Source organism: uncultured Dialister sp., from assembly GCF_900538805.1.
Taxonomy (GTDB): Bacteria; Bacillota; Negativicutes; order Veillonellales; family Dialisteraceae; genus Dialister.
On the sequence record NZ_UPZP01000020.1, the window covers coordinates 1 to 18879 of the forward strand.

Here is an 18879-nt window from a genome sequence, read left to right on the forward strand (position 1 = left end):
CTATTCGCGTCGACTGATTCCTTGCATTGAATAAAAATACAAGAATGAAATCCGATAACGATTTAATCAGCGCTTCCTTAGCTGTACCGCTTTCGTCAAAATGACAGAGCGGCGTCTGATGTCTGACTGTTTTCTGTTTTCTATTTTCTATCTTCTATCTTCTGCCTGACCATCTGACCGTTTGACATGCGATAGCGCTTCAGTGCTTCTTTCCATGCAGGCCCTTATCCCGCCTTCCGGCAGGAGGCGCGGAAATCCCTGGGGGTCATGTGGTAGGTGCGGCTGAAGAGCTTGGTGAAGTAGCTCTGACTGGAGAAGCCGCAGGCGTAGGCGATGTCGGCGATGGCCGTGTCCTGGTATTCCAGCAGGGTGCGGCTCACGGAAAGTCGGTATTCGTTTACATAGTCTATGGGGGAGGAGTCCATGTAGATTTTGAAAAGGGAGCAGCACTTGCTGCGGGATACCTTTCCGGCAGCAGCGATTTCATCCAGCGTGATTTTCTCTCCGTAGTGGCTGCGGATATAGGCGGCCATGTCCTTCATCACCGCCCGGTCCGAGGGAGAGGGAAGGGGCGCGCCCTTTTCCTCCGGCGGAAAGAGAAGATAGAGATGGTAGAGAAGCAGGTGCAGGCGGGCAATCACCGAAAGGCGGCCCAGAGGCCCCTTTTCGCGCCCCGCTTTTTCTATGTCCGCCATGAGAGAGGAGATTTTTCCGGCACCTTCCATGGAAGAGGGAATGTAGAGGAAATCGGACCGCCGGTTTTCCAGGAAGGGGCGGATGACGGCGCTTTGGATTTCCGAATCCGCCGTCATCACGTCCTCATTCACCAGCACCCGGATGAGGATGGTATCTTTGGCCTTTCGGCCGTTCCGGTGGATAACGCCGGGGAAGAGAAGAAGCGTGTCTCCGGGCTTTAGGGTTAAGGTTCTTTCGTTGATTTGAAATTCCAGGGACCCCGAAAGAAGGGAGAGGCACTCCGCCTCCTCGTGCCAGTGGGTAAGGGTGGACGTATTCTTCATGTCCCGCTCTTTGGCGGCGTAGAGGGTTTTCATTTCCATCCCGCTGGCGGCGGGAGTTCCGGGGATAAGGGCAAAGGATTTCATGATACACCTCGATTTGTACGATAGTAATAAATATAAAGATGATTTTGCTATTTTTATTTCATTTCTGACGATATAATTATATCAGAAATCGAGATAAATAGATACGGTTTCCGAAACAAAGTGATCAAAATCCATTTTTATATAAGGAGGAACTATCATGGAAAAATTACTGAACAAATTACTGGCTGACCTGGTGGTGGAATACCACAAACTGCAGAGCTATCACTGGTACCTGAAGGGCTATCACTTCTTCGACGATCATCCGAAGCTGGAAAGCTACTATGACATGATTGCCGGCATGGTGGACGGCGTGGCGGAAGATATGCTGAAGCTCTCCCTGAAACCGGAGTCCACACTGAAGGGCTTCCTTTCCCTCTCTTCCGTAGAAGAAGCGGAAAACAAAGAAGTCACCTCGGCAGAAGCCTTCGCTTCCACCCTGAAGGATTTCGAACTTCTCCGTGACGATGTGCTGGCAGTGAAGAAAGCGGCCGATGAAAGCGGCGACTACCTCACTTCCGCCCTCATGGACGATTACATCGAAAGCTTCTACAAGGAAATCTGGATGCTCCGCCAGGTGCTGAAATAAAACAGAGAAAAAAGAGGGGTGCGCCCCTCTTTTTTTGGCTGCTCTGTAACTGACAGCAAAAAACATCCTGTCCCTGCGGACGGGATGTTTTTATATTGAAAGAATAGGAGAGGTCCGTTTTCCTTATGAAAATCAGTTCTTCCCCAGGGCGTTGATAATGCGGTAGAGCTCTTTTTTGAGGGTATCCACTTCTTCCGGCGTAAACAAATCACCTTTTCTCATGAGGCGGCAGGCCAGGGCTTGGGGGATGGCTTTGGCTTTCTCCCGAAGGGCCATACCTTCCTCCGTAATGGTGACAATCACCACCCGCTCATCTTCCGGCAGGCGGCTGCGCTTCACATAGTGAAGGTTCTCCAGTTTTTTCAGCACCGGCGTCAATGTGCCGGAGTCCAGATAGAGCCGCTGGCCCAGATCATGCATGGTAATGGATTTTTCTTCCCACAGCACCATCATGGTGATGTACTGGGGGTAGGTGAGTCCGATTTTCGTGAGAAAAGGATGGTATGCCGCAATAATACGCCGGGCGCTGGCATAGAGGGGAAAGCAGAGCTGGTTTCCTAAAAGCAGGGAGTCGTATTCATTCATGTTGTCCAAGGTATCACCTTCTTAATATGTATTCTTTATTCCTATTGTAACAGGCTTCCTTTGCTTAATCAAATATAATTTTGCAAAATTTAATTTGACAAAATTAAACTAAGCGGTATAATAACAAACATAAAGAACAGAAACACCAACGTTGAAGAAAACGAAGCAGACCGGGATGCCTGCTATAAGCTCACCGGCGACACCATGGTGCCCATCACCACAGTCAACGATAAGGACTATGTCCCTGGCTTCAACAAGGCAGGCATTGACGCCCTGCTCCGGTAAGGCAGCATATTTATTATTTCCCGGACATTTCAATGAGTAATACAATAGAAAAGGAGAATTCCCATGAACGTATATGATTTCAAAGCAAAAACAAGCAGAGGCGAGGAAAAATCCCTGGCCGACTACAAGGGTAAGGTGCTCATTATCGTAAATACCGCCAGCAAGTGCGGTTTCACTCCCCAGTTCAAGGAACTGCAGGATCTGTATATGAAGTATAAAGACAGGGGCCTGGAAATCCTGGGCTTCCCCTGCGACCAGTTTGCCCATCAGGAACCGGGCAGCAACCAGGAAGTACAAGAATTCTGCCGCCTGAACTACGGCGTCACTTTCCGGATTTTTGGAAAAGGAGACGTACGGGGAGACAATGCACAGCCCCTCTTCAAGTACCTTACGGAAGAACAGAAATTTAAGGGTTTTGAACCGGACTCCCCCAGCACGGAAATGCTGACCAATGCTCTGAAGAGCCATTTCCCGGAATACCTGGAAGGGGATTCCATTAAGTGGAACTTCACCAAGTTCCTGGTAAACCGCGAAGGCCAGCCGGTGGGCCGCTTCGAACCTACAGCGTCCCCCGTTTCCATGGAGACGGAAATCGAAAAGCTGCTGGCAGAATAAGAAGCTGCCGGGGATATAAGGAGGTATCTATGAGTATTTATGATTTCAAGCTGGAGGACAACCGGGGCAGGATTGTGGCCCTGGAAGAATTCCGGGGAAAGGTGCTTCTCATCGTCAATACAGCCACCCGCTGCGGCTTCACGCCTCAGTACCGGGCGCTGGAAGAACTGTACCAGGCCTTCCGGAAGAAGGGGCTGGAAATTCTGGACATTCCCTGTAACCAGTTTCTGGGGCAGGCGCCGGAAGACGATGAGGGTATAGAAAAGTTCTGCTCCCTGAAATATCACACCACCTTTCCCCGCATGAAAAAGGCGGATGTGAACGGGGCCCATGAACTTCCTCTCTATACCTATTTGAAATCGGAAAAAAACTTCCAGGGATTTGGAAAAGGGGCCAAGGCCCTGGGCATGAGCCTTTTCCTCCGCCAGCGGGACTGGCATTATAAGGAAAATCCTGATATCAAGTGGAATTTCACCAAATTTCTGGTAGACTGTGAAGGTCATGTAGTGGAACGGTTTGAACCGACGGAATCCATGGACAAGGTGGCACGGTCCGTATACCGGTATATAGGGAAGCACTGATTAATTCATAGAGTTTGCTTTTATAAGAATTTTTATGCACTGCTGTGTCATGAAACCCCTTAAATAGCTCGCTATTCGCGTCGTCTCATTCCTTGCATTGCATAAAAATTCAAGAATAAAAGCATATAACGAATTAATCAGCGCTTTCCTGGAACAGAAATAAGGAAAGAGCAGACAGGAGACAGAGATGAATAGGAACAGAGAAATTGTAAAAGTGAGTATACAGGGGGCGGCGGCCAATGTATTTCTGGCGGCGGTGAAGGCAGCAGCCGGGCTCATGGCCAACTCCATTGCCGTGGTGTTGGACGGACTGAACAACCTGTCCGATGCCTTTTCCTCCCTCGTGACCATCGTTGGTACCCTTCTGGCCGGCCGGGCACCGGACAGGGAGCATCCCTACGGATTTGGGCGGATCGAATATTTTACTTCCGCCATCATCTCAGTCATCGTGCTTCTGGCAGGGGCCGGGGCCTTCAAGGAGTCCGTTGAAAAGGTGATGGAACCGGCGGACACCAATTATTCTATGCTTACCCTCGGTATCATCGTGGCAGGCATTCTGGTGAAGCTGGTACTGGGGAAGTATGTAATCCATCAGGGCCGCCGCCTGAAATCCCAAGCCCTGACCGCCTCCGGCACTGATGCTCTCTCCGATGCGGTCCTCTCCGGCGCCACCCTGGTGTCCGCCATTCTCAATCTGGCCTTCGGCTGGAATCTGGAAGGCATGCTGGGCCTCATCATTTCCATCTTCATCCTGAAGGCAGGCTATGAAATCCTGAAGGATACCCTGGACCATCTCATCGGTCTTCGCATTGACGACAGCCTGTCCCATGAAATCAAGAGCAGAATCGCCTCCTTCCCCGGCGTCCTGGGTGCCTATGACCTGGAAGTCCATAACTACGGCCCTGCCAGAAACAGCGGGTCCGTCCACATCGAAGTGGCAGATGCCATGACTGCCAGGGACATCCAGATACTGACAAGAAAAATCATGCGCGCCATGATAGACGAATTCGGCGTGGAGCTCACCATCGGCATTTATGCATCCAACAAAGACACGGAAACTGCCCGGAAGATAAGGCAGAGTCTGCGGGTTTTCGCCAAAAGCAATCCCAATATCCTGCAGATTCATGGCTTCTATGTGGATGAAACAGAGCATTTCGTCAATTTCGACCTGGTCTTCAGCTTTGATGAAAAAGATAGAAATAAGGCCTGCCGGGATATAGAGAAAAAGATGAAGGAACAATACCCGGACTACGATTTCCTGGCCTATGAAGATCTGGACTACTCCTCTTGACGGAAAAGATTAATGGCTGTGAAGATATGACTCGTTTCTTCACAGCCATTTTTTACGTTACTATTTTCCAATGCGGGGGATGATGATAGATGTATTCGTCTTCTATTGAAACTCTGAGCCCAGAAATTTCCTGCCCCATGGCAGCCTGTACCATAAAGACTCCTTGGCATAAAGAAAGTAAACCCCATGACATCGGTGGCGGACTCTGCTACAATATATATAAATTTCAATCTGTTTTCCTTAAGGAGTTCTATATGTACGAAGAAACAACCATTGCAGCCATCGCCACCGCCCCCGGCGAAGGGGGCATCGGCATCGTCCGCATCAGCGGCATGAATGCCATACAGGTGGCGGACGCTGTCTTTCATACGAAAAAAATTAAAACCTTCCGGGACGCCATGCCCTACCTCATGTATTTCGGCCACGTAGGAAAGGGGGATAGAAAGGTGGACGAAGGACTGGCGGTGTATATGAAGGCGCCCCACTCCTACACCGGCGAAGACGTAGTGGAAATCCAGATTCACGGTTCCGCCGAAGCTCTCCGGGAAACACTGGAGCTCACCCTGGAAAGCGGCGCCGTCCCTGCCAGCCGCGGCGAATTTACGAAACGGGCCTTCCTTAATGGCCGGCTGGACCTTACTCAGGCGGAAGCGGTGATGGACATTATAGAAGCCAAAGGCTCCGCCGCCCTTTCCCAGGCGGAAAGCCATCTCTCCGGTGCCCTTTCCCGCTTTGTCAGGGAAAGCAGGAATCAGCTCACCGACCTGATTACCAAGCTGGAAGTGACCATCGACTATCCCGATGAGGACCTGGAGGACATGACCAATGAGGAAATCGGAGAAGGTCTTGATGCCATTGAAAAAAGCCTCTCCACCCTGCTGAAACGGTCGGAAGAAGGAAGAATCATCAAAGACGGCCTCCGCACCGCCATCGTAGGACGGCCGAACGCCGGCAAATCCAGCCTCCTGAATGCCCTTCTCCAGGAGGATAGGGCCATTGTGACGGATATTCCCGGTACCACCAGGGACACCATCGAAGAATCCATCAAAATCGGCGGCGTTCCCCTCCTGCTCATGGACACCGCCGGCCTTCGGGAAACCGATAATAAAGTGGAAAAAATCGGCATCGAGAGAGCCAGGAAATCCATGGAACAGGCGGACCTTGTGCTGGCCGTCATCGACGGCTCCCAGCCTCTGGAAAAAGAAGACCAGGAACTCCTTTCCTCCCTGAAAGGAAGGAAATCCATGGTGATTCTCAATAAATACGACCTCCCCCAGGAAGTGAGCGTAAAGGAAATCAAAGAACTGGCAGGAGATGCGCCGGTGGTATCCCTCTCCGCCCGCTACGGCAGCGGCATGGAAGAACTGGAAGAAGCCCTCCGCCGTCTCACCGAAACCCAGGACCAGGACGCCGGCAGGCAGCTCTTCCTCACCAACCTCCGCCATGTGGATCTCGTGAAAAAAGCGCTGGAAGCGGTCCGCCGGGCCCGGCAGTCCCTGGAAGACAGCATGCCTGCCGACTGCATCACCGTGGATTTGGTGGAAGCCTGGAACCTCATGGGAGAAATCACCGGAGAAACGGTGGATAACGAACTGATAAACAAGATTTTCGAACGGTTCTGTGTGGGGAAATAGTGGGATAGTGTACTGGTGAGCTGGTGTACTAGTGTACTAGTGTACTAGTGTACTAGTCCACTAGTGGGCTGGTGGGACGGTGGGGCCGCTATCCGCTGTCCGCCGGTGGAAAGCGTAGAGAGGTCTGTTCTGCCCCCTGAATAGGGGGAAGTCCGGCGCAGCCGGATAGGGGGTGGCCGCGATAGCGGCCAATTCCCCCGACTGGTATTTATCGCTAGATGAGATACTATCGGCATGCACAAAGATTCTTCGCTTACGCTCAGAATGACTGTGACGGCGAGAAAGTAAGCACGTAACGTAGGCTCCTTCCTTTGGAAGGAGCTCCGCGGAGCGGTGAGGATAGGCCTTTGCGAAGCAAAGGCATCGCCCGAAGGGCGATACCACCACCCTTTGAACCCGCCTGCCGAAGGCAGGCAGAACCTTCTGAACCCTCTGAACCCAGGGCCGCTTCGCGGCCCCACAGCATTTTCCCCTTTTAAACACACCTCAAATTTTATATAATAAAGTATCAGCTTATTACATTATAGAGAAGCAGCTTCTGCTGCTTCTTTCATTGAAGAAAGAAGGAAACCATGTATCTGATTGATACGTATGATGTGATCGTGGTAGGAGCCGGCCATGCGGGCTGCGAGGCGGCGCTGGCCGCCGCCCGTCTCGGCTGCAAAACACTCCTTACCACCATTTCCCTGGAGAACGTGGCCATGATGCCCTGCAATCCTGCCATCGGCGGGCCCGGCAAGAGCCATCTGGTGAAGGAAATCGACGCTCTGGGCGGGGAAATGGGTATTGCAGCGGATAAGACCGCCATCCAGATGCGCATGCTGAACCTGGGCAAGGGGCCGGCGGTGTATGCCCTCCGCGCCCAATCCGACAAGAACGCTTACCACCGCTACATGAAACAGGTGGTGGAGAATACGGAGAACCTGGACCTGAAGCAGGTGCAGGTGATGGACATTATTGTGGAAGACGGGAAATGCGTGGGCATTACCACGGAACTCCACGAAGAATACCGGGCCAAAGCGGTGATTCTCTGCACCGGCACTTATCTGGACAGCGAAATCATCATCGGCGACACCATGTATTCCGGCGGCCCCAACGGCATGCGTCCCTCTGTGGGCCTTTCGGAAAATCTGAAGAAACACGGCCTGGACATCCTCCGCTTCAAGACAGGCACCCCCAGCCGCGTAGATATTCGAAGCCTCCATCTGGACCATATGCAGCTGGAACAGGGAGATCCGAAGAACCATGCCTTTTCCTTCATGGACGAACGGGCGGACCGGAACCAGCGAAACTGCTGGCTCACCTACACCAATGAGACCACCCATGCCATTATCCGGGAAAACCTCATGCGGGCTCCCAAGTACGCCGGCCTCATCCACGGCGTAGGCGCCCGCTACTGCCCTTCCATCGAAGACAAGGTGGTTCGTTTCCCCGACAAGAAACGGCACCAGCTCTTCATCGAACCGGAAGGCCTTGACACCAATGAAATGTACGTGCAGGGCATGTCTACCTCCATGCCCATCGATGTGCAGTACGCCTTCCTCCGTACCATTCCGGGTCTGGAGGATGTGAAGGTCATGCGCCCGGCCTATGCCATCGAATACGACCTCTTGGATCCGCTCCAGCTCTATCCTACCCTGGAAGTGAAGAAACTCCCCGGCCTTTATTCCGCCGGCCAGTCCAACGGCACCTCGGGCTACGAAGAAGCGGCAGCCCAGGGCCTCATGGCAGGCATCAATGCAGCCCTTAAAATCAAAGGAAAGGAACCCTTCATCCTGGGCCGCCACGAAGCCTACACCGGCGCCTTAATCGACGACCTGGTCACCAAGGGCACCAACGAACCCTACCGTATGATGACCAGCCGCAGCGAATATAGACTCATCCTCCGTCAGGACAATGCGGACCTCCGCCTCACCCAGAAGGGTTACGACATCGGGCTGGTCACCGAAGAACGGTACCGCCGTTTCCAGGACAGGAAGAGAAAATTTGAAGAAGCCATGAACTACATCCGCACCAAACGCTTCACACCGAAGGCGGAAGTGAATGCTGCCCTGGAAAGCATAGGCTCCGCACCCCTCACCACCGGCATGGGTGCCGACAAGATCCTGAAGCGCCCTGAAATGACCTACCAGAAAATGGTGGACGTCCTGGGATGCCCTGCCTTCGACCCCGAAGCGGTGGAAGAAATGGAAATCACCGTGAAGTATGAAGGCTACATTGCCCGCCAGGAAGCGGCGGTCCGAAAAGCGGCCCGCATGGAAAGTGAAAAAATGCCAAAGGACATGGACTACCTTCATCTGGAAGGCATTTCCATCGAAGCAAGGCAGAAACTGGACAAAATCCGGCCCCTCTCCCTGGGCCAGGCCTCCCGCATCTCCGGCGTCTCTCCGGCAGATATGTCGGTACTCATGGTGTACGTGAAGAGAATGAAAGCAGGGAAATAGGGGGGCAGTGTGTCACTGGCGGCGGGGACCCGTATTCCCGAAAGCAAGCGGGTTCAGAGGGTGCAGGGCACTGTCGGGGCTATTGCCCCTCAGTGCCCCGGGTTCGGCCCGGGAAGGGCTTCGCCTTCCGGGCTGGTTCAAAGGGAAGTTATATAGTATCGCTCTGTGCGTATTCCGCATGGAATACGCAAGTCGGGCGAAGTTGGCCTCTAGCCTGCCCAATAGGAGGCCTTCCTTTTAATCGCCCGACCGATTGGGGAGGTGGGCGCCCTGCGGGCGCCAATATAAATTCTGCGGAGAAGCTGCCACCACAACCCTCGGGCCAAAGGCCCGTCAAACCTAAGAACCCTCCGGCCCAACGGCCGGTCAAACCTGAGAACCTTTTACACAACCCTTTTACACAACCCGCCGCCGATAGGCGGCCACAACCTGCGGCGCAGCCGCGGCCCCTCTTTAATTTGCGGCGAAGCCGCCACCACAACCCTCTGAACCTTTTGAACCCGGCCGCAAAGCGGCCCTCAAGCCGCCGCAGCAGCCCTCAAGCCCGTAGGGCTTGCCAAACCTAAGAACCCTCCGGCCAATGGCCGGTCAAAATTAAGAACCTTTTATATAAATACCATCCTTCTTCCCACAGGGAAAATAAGGGAAGAACGGACGATTTCATCAGGTATTTCTTTTTGGAAGGAGAAAAGAAAATGATGACAGCCTGCGAAATGATGGAGGCCCTGGGCCTTCCGGCCAATGAGGAGGCCGCTCTCAAGCTGACTGAGTACAACGCCATGGTCATTGCCATGAGCAAAAAGGTGAATCTCACCGGCATTAAGGACGTAGAGGAAAGTCTTATCAAAAACGTGTATGATTCACTTACCGTGTATGATGAAAAATATTTTCCCGAAAAGGGACGGGTCCTGGACCTTGGCACCGGTGCCGGCTTCCCCGGCGTGCCCCTGGCCATTTTGAGGCCGGACATGCAGTTCATCCTGGTGGATTCCATCCAGAAGAAACTGAACTTCATCGAAGGGGCCTGCGCCAATCTGGGCATTAAAAACGTGAAATGCCTCCATATCCGTGCAGAAGAAGGAGGCCGCAGAAGAAAGACAAGAGAAGCCTTCGATGTAGTCACCGCCCGGGCGGTAAAGGCCATGCCCATCATATCGGAATGGGCCATTCCCTTCGTCCGGGTAGGCGGCGTCTTCGCAGCCATGAAGGGCCCCGGCGCCGATGAAGAAATGAAAACCGCCGGGAAAATCCTTCGCGAACTCCATGGCACACTGGAAGAAAAAAAGGAACTCACCCTGCCGGGAGGAGACCGGCGCACCATCCTTTATATCCGTAAAACCGCCCCCTGCCCGAAGAACTACCCAAGAAAAGTGGGTATAGCGGAAAAGAAACCGGTGCTGGGGGAATAATGAGTTAGTGAGCTAGTGAGCTGGTGTACTAGTGAACTAGTGTACTTTATAACAGTGGGATAGTCCGCTGTCTGCTTGCCGCTGGCCGCGGTGCATTGTTCTTCTGACGCCTGGGGTTTGGGTTTGCTGTCTTTTACGGACGAAGCCCGCCTGTTAAGGCATTAGGCCCCGAAAGGGGCCTTTTCCATCGGCGCCCGCAGGCCGCAGCCGGCGGCGAAGCCGCCCCCCCTTCTTTTTAATCTGCGCCCGAAGGGCGCCACCACCACCCTCTGAACCCTTTGAAACTTCTGAACCCTCTGAACCCTCACGCCGAAGGCGTGTCAAATGTCAAAAGGAGCCGCCTCGCGGCTCCTTTTGACTATTCCCTCCTAAACAGATAGAATATAGTATATCTAAAATTTACGGAACAAGGAGCGTTTCTGCGCTATGAAGCTGAAAAATTTTGACCATATCGTCCTCACCACGAGCCATCTGGAGGAGTGCCTTCATTTTTACCGGGATTTCCTGGGGATGACCGTGTCCTGTGAGAACGGGCGGTATGCCCTTCTGTTTGGAAGATGCAAAATCAACATTCACCGCCGGCCGGGGGAGTTTAAGCCGGCGGCGGCCTATCCGGTGTCCGGAAGCATTGATCTCTGTATCATTACGGAGACGCCTATGGAGAAGGTGCTTTCGGAGCTTCTTACAAAGGGGGCGCCGGTGATTACGGATATTGTGGACCGCCATGGCGCCAGGGGGCCCATGAAGAGTATTTACCTTCGGGATCCCGACGGCAATCTCATCGAAATCGCCCGGTACATCCGGCAGGAGGCGGACAGAACCCTTCAGCCCGATAATGATGAAGCCCTGGCAGATGAATAAATTTCCAGAAAGGATAAGCCATTGACACCTTATTATTCCAATCTTTTCTTTACGGCGGAGTATATCTTGTCCGCCGTCATCATTGCTTTTCTTACCTATAAGAAAACGCCCCTTGACGTGCGGCGCAGCATTTCCAGGAAGGCTCTCCTGAAGCGGCTGCCTATGGCGGCGGGGGCGGTAGTTCTTTCCATCCTGCTTATGACGGGGGTGTACCTCCTTCGGCTGGATTTCACGAAGAATCTCATCATTATCGGCGTCCTTCAGCTTTTCATGACCCTCTCTGCCAATGTCATCCTGGGGGCGTCGTGGATACAGCGGTACCGGGTCTATCCAAGGGGCCGGGAGCTTGCGGCAGTGGTGATTCTCATGTACATTATCTCCGACCTCTTCATGCCGTCGGGCATCAAGTACGCCATTCTGGTCATGGGAACGGTGCTGGCCCTGATTTTCCCGAATCACTGGAGCGACTGGGAGCAGCAGGGACGCTGAGGAAATCGGGGGATGATGAGGCAGGCGGCGGTGCCATGCCGGATCTGCGAACAGTTTCCTATCGGTGTGTGACGCCATAGTGCCATGCCGGGCGGGAAACTATACGCAAATAGTTTCCTGCCGCGGTGAAACGCAATGGTGCGATGCCGGATAGGAAACCATACGCGAAGGGTTTCCTATTGAGATGAAACGCATCGGTACCATGCCGGACAGGAAACTGTACGCGAAAAGTTTCCTGTCGCATTGAAACGCAATGGCGCTATGTCGAATGGGAAACTATCCGCGAAAGGTTTCCTGCCGGTATGAAACACAATCGAGTCATGCCGGATAGGAAACTATTCGCTAAAAGTTTCCTGCCGGTATGAACGGCAGCGGGGTCAAGCATCTTTCTTTTCTCTCCTTCCTTCATATGTTAAAATATAAAGAGTCCCTAAATGTTTTAGGAACGAAGAAAATGTAAGCGGGAAAAACTCTGATTGAATCAGCGCTTTCCCCGGCGCGAAATGAATGATGATTCATTTCGCCTATTGTGTTGATACGAAAGATTTTTTCGTACAGAGTTAGAAGTGGCGGCACAGGGCAGGAAAGGCTTTATGACAGGTCATAAAGCAGCATGTCCGGCGGCCGTCCGGGAAAGAAGGAAATTGAATATGGGGAGTTACAACTCAAATTATGGAAACGGCGATAGTTCTTTTTTTGCGCTCCGGCAGGCGGACGGCAAGGTGCTGGGACGGGTGCGTCCCGGCGTGAAGCTGTCTACGCCCCAGCCGGGGATGAAGGACTATCGCTTTTTTGTGGACCCTCTCTCTCCGCTGCCCAGGGGATTTGAGGATTCGGAAAAGCACGGCTTTACAGGCTTCATGAGCCGCATTGGCTGCGGGTACAATGCCTTTGCCAATGAGGCCGATGCCCTGCACTACCTGAAAACCGTTTTTGGCGACGCTTTCGTCACTTTTACGCCGGCCATCCGGAACAATAAGTTTTTTGTGCTGGACGATATGCAGCTGGAAGGCACCACGCCCTTCATGGATGTGGACAGCCATTTCTATCCCATCCCTGCCTTCGGCACCGTGGACCAGCCGCCCTTTTCCGGCGATATCAACAAGTTCTGCAGCCATATCCTCACCGGTAAGCCGCTGCCCGGGCTGTCCAAGAAATACTGGAACAACGATGTGCAGCCCCGGATCATCGTGGCGGCTACGAAGAACTTTGAAGGAAAGCTGGGGCCCTGGGTGGTTTTCGCGCCCCTCTATGACGATGCTTTTGACTCCACCGTCATCGGCGAAGGGGGCGCCTATTTCCATGTGAAGAACAACGGCCCCCTGGGCTATGGCGTGGTGGATTTCAAAAATTCGGAGCTCTTCTCCCACATCCTCCGCTGCACTCATTCTCCCCTGTGGTATGTGCCGGAGGAATTTATCCCCGATTTCCGGCTGAACCTGAAGCCCGTTCCTGCAGACGGCGACCTTCTGGCGGACAGCGGCGTGGCGGTGAATCCCTTTGCCGACGACGAGCCCGTAAGCATTGACCGGGAAGACCTGGAGGAAAAGACCTACAGCGAAGCGGACGTGGAAAGAATCATCAGGAGCCTCACCTCCCGGGACGACAGGGAACCCGTAAGAAGCGGGGAAGAGGAAATCACCTCCGAAGAGAAGGAAAATGAGCCGGCGGAAGGAGAATTTCTGGAAAGGCTGTCGGAAACGGCGGATAAGTCGGGCCTCCTTTATGACAAGAATGACCTCATCAATTTCCATATTTCTTTGAAATCTTCCCGCCTTACCATACTGGCCGGCATGAGCGGTACCGGGAAATCGGGACTGGTCCGCCTCTATGGAAGGGCCCTGGGCCTTCCGGAAAATCATGTCCGCTTCCTGGCGGTGCGCCCCTCCTGGATGGATGACGGCGATATCCTGGGCTATGTGGACACGAAGAACATGGTGTACCGCAGCGCAGACACGGGCCTGGCGGAACTCCTCATCGACGCCGCCGCCCATACGGAGGAAATGTTCCTTATCTGCTTCGATGAAATGAATCTGGCCCGGGCGGAACACTACTTTGCCCAGTTTATTTCCGTACTGGAAAAGGAAGAAAATCCGGTAATCCGCCTCTACAACCCCAGCCTTCGGAGCCGCCTCTACAATGGCGACGCCTATCCGGCGGAAATCCCCATCGGGAAAAACGTCCTTTTCACAGGAACCGTGAATGTGGACGAATCTACCTACCATTTCTCCGATAAAATCCTGGATAGGGCCAATGTGATTACCCTTCACCAGGGCCGGTTCCGCGACCTCCTGTCTTTGGGAAAAAAGGAAAAGACAGACTGGCCGGAAATCCCGTCCGCCCGCTTTGAGAGCTTCTGCGTTCGGGACGGACTGGGCCTTTCGGAGGAGGAACTGGACCTTCTGGACGCATTGAACGATGCCTTCCGGAAGAGCGGCATCCAGTGCGGCATCGGCTTCCGCATTGCCTGCCAGATGGGACGGTACCTGGAAAACATTCCGGAGGGCCTTTCCTTCACCAGGGAAGACGGCCTGGACGCCCAGGTGGTACAGCGCATCCTCACCAAACTCCGGGGCTCCGCCCAGCAGCTCAGCACCCTGGTATCCACCAGCGACAAGGGAGAACTCACCGGTTCCCTGCCGGAGGTGCTGGAAAAATTCAGCCGGCTGTCACCCTTCACCTCGGCCCGGAAGGTACTGGAGGAAAAAGCCAGGGAGCTGAAACTCTATGACTACACCATCTAGACCCTTCACCCTCACCTTCTCCGGCGGCTGGGATAAGGGCGTGCGCTACTTCACCCGCTTCACCGAAGACCCGGAAGAACTGGGGGAAGACATGGGCCCCGGCCTTACCTTCACCGAAAACCAGGATATTTACATCCGCTTCGACGCGCCAAGGGGCTTCCGCTTCACCATGGACGGTCTGGACGTGGTCACCATCCCCGGTGAAGAAAGAGAAAACGGCCAGACCTACATCGCCCCCTTCCGGCGGCAGGACCAGCCGCTCCTTCTCTTCGAAGGCCAGGACTTCCCCCTGGTGCCGGGCTACTATGTGCTTACGGTGGAAGGAAACGGCAGACGCTGGTACGGCCTCATGGAAATCACCCCCAAGTACATGGGCAAGCAGAGCTGGCAGGACATGCGGGACGAACTGGCCGATGAAATCAGGACACTGTCCTTCGATTTCATGAAAAAGAACATTCATATTTCCAAAGCCCTGGAAGGGGCCTTGGGATTAAGCGCATCCATGCTCCTCCGCTTCTACACCATCAGCAGCGAATCGTCGGTGGTACTGAACGTGCTTGACGAACTCTCCCACACCGCCAACACCCGCATGGTGCTCCGCCTGAAACAGATACGGCAGGAAGAAGGCCGGCGCCCGGACCCCCACATCCGTCCCCAGCATGTGAAAGAAAGGCAGGGCGCCGAGCGCATGCCTGCCTTCCGCACGGAAATCACCAGGGACGTGGAAGAAAACCGTTTCGCCAAATCCATCCTCCTGCGGCTGGACCACATTCTCCAGCAGTTCCTGGAAGAAATCGACGGTCCCATCAGGCGGCTGGAGGAGAAACAGGCGGAACTTCGGAAATACACCTGGGGACTGGAATACAGAACCGGTGAAAAGGCGCTCTCCCGCCTGTCCCTCTACCGCCGGCGGGCCCGCCGTATCCGCGGCAGCATAGGCCGCGTATCCATGGCGCCCTGGTTTGAAGAAGCAAAGGCGGAAATCGGCGGCGAAGTGCCCATGACCGTCTTCATGGACCCCCGGTACAGTGTACTCTACCGCCTCTACAAAAACCTCTCCGACCCCGCCCAGAGCCTGGACGTATCCAGCTTCTACCAGTTCCAGTGGAAACGGACGGACAAACTCTATGAAATGTGGAGCTTCCTCCAATTCATCAAAGCCCTCTCTGCCAAGGGCTGGGAACTGGAAGAAGGCATCTCCGTCATCCGCGAAGGCGGCCGCTACCGCCTCTCATCCCTGGAATCGGGCACGGAAATCAAACTCAAAAGAGACGGCGAAGAAGTGCACCTCACCTACGACGGCATCCTTCCTGCAGCGTCTGCCGACACGGACAGAGAAAACCATCCCCTCTACACCAATAACAGCCACCGCCAGCCGGACCTCCGACTGGACTACTACAAAGGCGGCCTCTACTACGGCTCCCTGGTGGCGGACTTCAAATACAGGGACCTCCTCTTCCTATGGCAGGACGAAACAAGAAGCGCCAGCCTCCGCCGCCAGTTCAACGCCTACCGCGACATGAACACCCGCTTCTACCGAGACCTCGACGAAACCGCCTCCCTCCGCGACAGCCGCCCGGTGAAAGAAGTGTGGGCCGTCTTCCCCAGAGAAATCCCCGGAAGAAGCGACGAAGACTACAGCCTCCGCTTCATCCCCCTGGCCCCCGGCCTTTCCGGCAACGAAAGACTGGCAGACGAACTGGAAAACTACCTCACATCCCTTAGACAATAAAGAACCCGGCACCTTTGAAAAAAAGGTGCCGGGATTTTAGATTGGCTGTGAAACCGCCTGCCGCTGTCCGCTGACCGCTTACCGCCGGGGCAATGTGGTGCCGGGCAGTGGAGGCATTAGGCATGAATGGAAAGCATAGAGAGGTTTATTCTGCCACCCCCGCTAAAGCGGGGGCACTATGGATGCTGGGCAGGGGTGTCAATTCAGGTAGTATGGTGTTGCTCTCCCTTGCGTCCCCTTTAGGTGGCAAGGGAACTGGATTCGTAGGGGAGCAAAGCGACCTGAGAATCCAGTGACACGCTTCCTCCGGTGGCAAGCGAACGTGATTTGTAGGGGAGCGATAGCGACCTGAAAATCACGTGAGACGCTTTCCCGTGGAGGAAGAGGGCCACGAAGTGGCGAAGGGGTGCTGGAGGGTAAGAATCGGAAAGAAACCCAAAGTAGAGCAGGCCGCCTATCGGCGGTCCGGATAACAGTGGAGTGTCACATCGGCGTTTGGCCCCGTACACCCTATGGTCCCTCAAGGGGCAACGAGGGTGGGCGGTGAGAAATCTTTGAGTCATACTCTTCCTGAACCATTCCGGCGGCCCCCTTTGGTGGCTGGCGCCACCACCTTTCCCCCCGGCGGAGCCGGGGGCACTATGGACGCTGGGCAGTGTGCCACATGATTCTACAAGTCTCACGCCAAAGGCGCTGTTAAACTTTAGAACCCTCTGAACCCGGGCCGCTCTTCGGCCCTATCCACAGTATCCGTCCCAGACCGCTGATTTCCAGCCGGTGGGATATGGAGAGGACTGTTCTTTCGCTGGATACCCGTTCCAGGGCGGAGAAGACTTTTTTCTCCGTAAGGGAGTCCAGGTGGGCGTTCATTTCATCCAGAAGAAGGAGGGGCGGGGAGAAGACCATGGCCCTTGCGATGGCAAGGAGCTGGTGTTCGCCCTGGGAGAAGAGACCTTCGTGGAAGGGAGTATTGAGTTTTTGGGGAAGGTTCATGCATGTTTCGTAGAGGCCGGCCATCTGGAGGGCGGGGGTGATTTTGTCCATGGTGACCCGGTCATCGCCCAGGGTGAGCTGGTCTTTTACCGTGCCTTCCACCATGGGGAAGGACTGGCTCACGATGCCGAAAATTTCTCTCCGTTTTTCCGGCGGCAGGGTATAGGGGTTCCTGCCGAAGACGGTGATGGTGCCCGTATTCGGCGGGTAGAGGCCGGAAATGAGTTTGAAGAGGGTGCTCTTGCCGCTGCCGGTGCGTCCGGCGATGGTGAGTTTTTCACCGGCATGGAGGGTGAGGCTGAAATCTTTGAAAAGGGGGCGGTCCTTGTCGTAGGCAAAGGAGAGGTGATGGATTTCCAGGGGCAGGGGGCTTTTCGTTTCATCCATGGCAGCCGGTTTCATTTCTTCTTCCGCCATGAATTCCCTGATGCGGTGGGCGCCGGCCATGGCGGACTGGATGTTTTCGATTTCCATGCCCATGCTTTCCAAAGGAGAAAAGATTTTTCCCACATAGGCGATGAGGGCGGCGGCGGTGCCGGCGGTCATGCCGAAGAGGTCCGCCGAGCCGGTGACGGAGAGGATGGCCATGAGGGCGATGATGAGGGCGCTTGTGGTGATGATGATGGGGGAGTAGATGGAGTCGTAGAAATTGGTCTTTTCCTGGGCTTTGAAGCTGGAAATGATGGAGGTGCCATATCGTTTTTCCATGAAATCTTCACAGGAGAAGAGGTGGATGGTACGGATATTGGCGGCGGTTTCAGGAATGATTTCATTGGTGCCTGCCACGGCCCGCCGGTTTTCTATCTGGGCGGTGAGCATGCGCTTCTGGATGGCCCTGGTGAGAAGGAAGAGGAAGGGGAGGGCCATAAGGAGCAGGAGGAACAGGCCCCGGCTCAGGCAGAAAACGGCGGCCATAATGGAAATCAAACGGAAGGCGTCGGCGGCCATGCTGATAATGCCGGAGTCGAAGAGGTCTTCAATGGTGTCCACGTCATTCACAAAGAGGGAGGCGGTGCTTCCGCCTTCGTGTTTGATGAAATAGGAAGCCGGCAGGCGGGTGAGTTTATCCGCCATGGAAGACCGGATATGTTTCGTCACTGCCTGGCCGAAATAGGTAATAAAGGATTCCCTGGCGGCGTCGGCAAGGCCGGAAAAGGCGGTGAGAGTAAAGTAAAGGATGCCCAGCAGGAGAAGGCCTTTGGGGTCGATGATTTCTGCGGTGAGGGAGTCGATGGCCCTCTGCAGCACCAGCGGCGGCAGGATTCCCAGGGTAAGGGAGAGAATGATTACCGCCAAAAGGGAGAGCGCCAGCCACCGGTGGGTGGATATGGCGGATAGGATAATCCGCTTGAGGCTGTTTCGTGTATCATGCATAATGGGCTCCTTTGAAATAGTGGGATAGTGAGCTAGTGTACTAGTGGGCTAGTGGGCTAGTGGGCTAGTGGGCTAGTGTGACAGTGGGACAGTGAGAAAGTGAGACAGTGGGATGGCTGGCGGCTGTCCGCTTACCGCTGTCCGCCGGACACG

Annotated in this window: 14 protein-coding genes; 11 read left to right on the forward strand and 3 right to left on the reverse strand. The window is 54.4% G+C overall.

Going from position 1 to position 18879, the window contains the following annotated elements; translation table 11 throughout:
* Window positions 1-224 precede the first annotated feature (224 nt).
* Complete coding sequence (locus QZQ29_RS03285; protein WP_296959606.1) at window positions 225-1103, reverse strand: helix-turn-helix domain-containing protein; 879 nt, start codon at window positions 1101-1103, stop codon at window positions 225-227.
* Window positions 1104-1260: 157 nt separating this feature from the next.
* On the opposite strand from QZQ29_RS03285, the gene QZQ29_RS03290 reads away from it, so the two are divergent.
* The gene (locus QZQ29_RS03290) at window positions 1261-1689 is read left to right on the forward strand and encodes a DNA starvation/stationary phase protection protein (RefSeq protein ID WP_296959609.1); all 429 of its coding nucleotides are present in this window, start codon (window positions 1261-1263) and stop codon (window positions 1687-1689) included.
* Window positions 1690-1821: 132 nt separating this feature from the next.
* On the opposite strand, the gene QZQ29_RS03295 is transcribed toward QZQ29_RS03290, so the two are convergent.
* Window positions 1822-2274, reverse strand: a complete 453-nt coding sequence (locus QZQ29_RS03295; protein ID WP_296959660.1) for a MarR family transcriptional regulator — start codon at window positions 2272-2274, stop codon at window positions 1822-1824.
* A gap of 348 nt (window positions 2275-2622) precedes the next feature.
* Here QZQ29_RS03295 and QZQ29_RS03300 point away from each other — a divergent pair, with 348 nt between their 5' ends.
* The 10 genes from QZQ29_RS03300 (at window position 2623) to QZQ29_RS03345 (ending at window position 16359) form a co-directional block, all read left to right on the forward strand.
* The gene (locus QZQ29_RS03300; protein ID WP_296959611.1) at window positions 2623-3174 is read left to right on the forward strand and encodes a glutathione peroxidase; all 552 of its coding nucleotides are present in this window, start codon (window positions 2623-2625) and stop codon (window positions 3172-3174) included.
* 29 nt (window positions 3175-3203) lie between these two features.
* Window positions 3204-3755 carry a glutathione peroxidase gene (locus QZQ29_RS03305; RefSeq protein WP_296959614.1) on the forward strand — a complete coding sequence of 184 codons (552 nt, stop codon included), beginning with the start codon at window positions 3204-3206 and terminating at the stop codon, window positions 3753-3755.
* Window positions 3756-3942: 187 nt separating this feature from the next.
* Window positions 3943-5046, forward strand: a complete 1104-nt coding sequence (locus QZQ29_RS03310; RefSeq protein ID WP_296959617.1) for a cation diffusion facilitator family transporter — start codon at window positions 3943-3945, stop codon at window positions 5044-5046.
* A 254-nt stretch (window positions 5047-5300) separates the two neighbouring features.
* Window positions 5301-6680 (forward strand): tRNA uridine-5-carboxymethylaminomethyl(34) synthesis GTPase MnmE, encoded by a 1380-nt coding sequence (gene mnmE, locus QZQ29_RS03315; protein ID WP_296959621.1) that lies wholly within the window; start codon window positions 5301-5303, stop codon window positions 6678-6680.
* Between the two features lie 572 nt (window positions 6681-7252).
* Window positions 7253-9124: a tRNA uridine-5-carboxymethylaminomethyl(34) synthesis enzyme MnmG gene (mnmG, locus tag QZQ29_RS03320; RefSeq protein WP_296959624.1), complete on the forward strand. Its 1872-nt coding sequence runs from the start codon at window positions 7253-7255 to the stop codon at window positions 9122-9124.
* 695 nt (window positions 9125-9819) lie between these two features.
* Window positions 9820-10533 (forward strand): 16S rRNA (guanine(527)-N(7))-methyltransferase RsmG, encoded by a 714-nt coding sequence (gene rsmG / locus QZQ29_RS03325; protein ID WP_296959626.1) that lies wholly within the window; start codon window positions 9820-9822, stop codon window positions 10531-10533.
* Window positions 10534-10959: 426 nt separating this feature from the next.
* The gene (locus tag QZQ29_RS03330) at window positions 10960-11394 is read left to right on the forward strand and encodes a VOC family protein (RefSeq protein ID WP_296959629.1); all 435 of its coding nucleotides are present in this window, start codon (window positions 10960-10962) and stop codon (window positions 11392-11394) included.
* A 21-nt stretch (window positions 11395-11415) separates the two neighbouring features.
* On the forward strand, window positions 11416-11883 hold the full coding sequence (locus QZQ29_RS03335; protein ID WP_296959631.1) for a hypothetical protein: 468 nt from the start codon (window positions 11416-11418) through the stop codon (window positions 11881-11883).
* Between the two features lie 650 nt (window positions 11884-12533).
* Window positions 12534-14627: a restriction endonuclease gene (locus tag QZQ29_RS03340; RefSeq protein ID WP_296959634.1), complete on the forward strand. Its 2094-nt coding sequence runs from the start codon at window positions 12534-12536 to the stop codon at window positions 14625-14627.
* The gene (locus QZQ29_RS03345) at window positions 14611-16359 is read left to right on the forward strand and encodes a DUF2357 domain-containing protein (RefSeq protein ID WP_296959636.1); all 1749 of its coding nucleotides are present in this window, start codon (window positions 14611-14613) and stop codon (window positions 16357-16359) included. Before QZQ29_RS03340 ends, QZQ29_RS03345 begins: the two co-directional genes overlap by 17 nt.
* 696 nt (window positions 16360-17055) lie before the next feature.
* Here QZQ29_RS03345 and QZQ29_RS03350 read toward each other — a convergent pair.
* Complete coding sequence (locus QZQ29_RS03350; RefSeq protein WP_296959639.1) at window positions 17056-18726, reverse strand: ABC transporter ATP-binding protein; 1671 nt, start codon at window positions 18724-18726, stop codon at window positions 17056-17058.
* Window positions 18727-18879 lie beyond the last annotated feature (153 nt).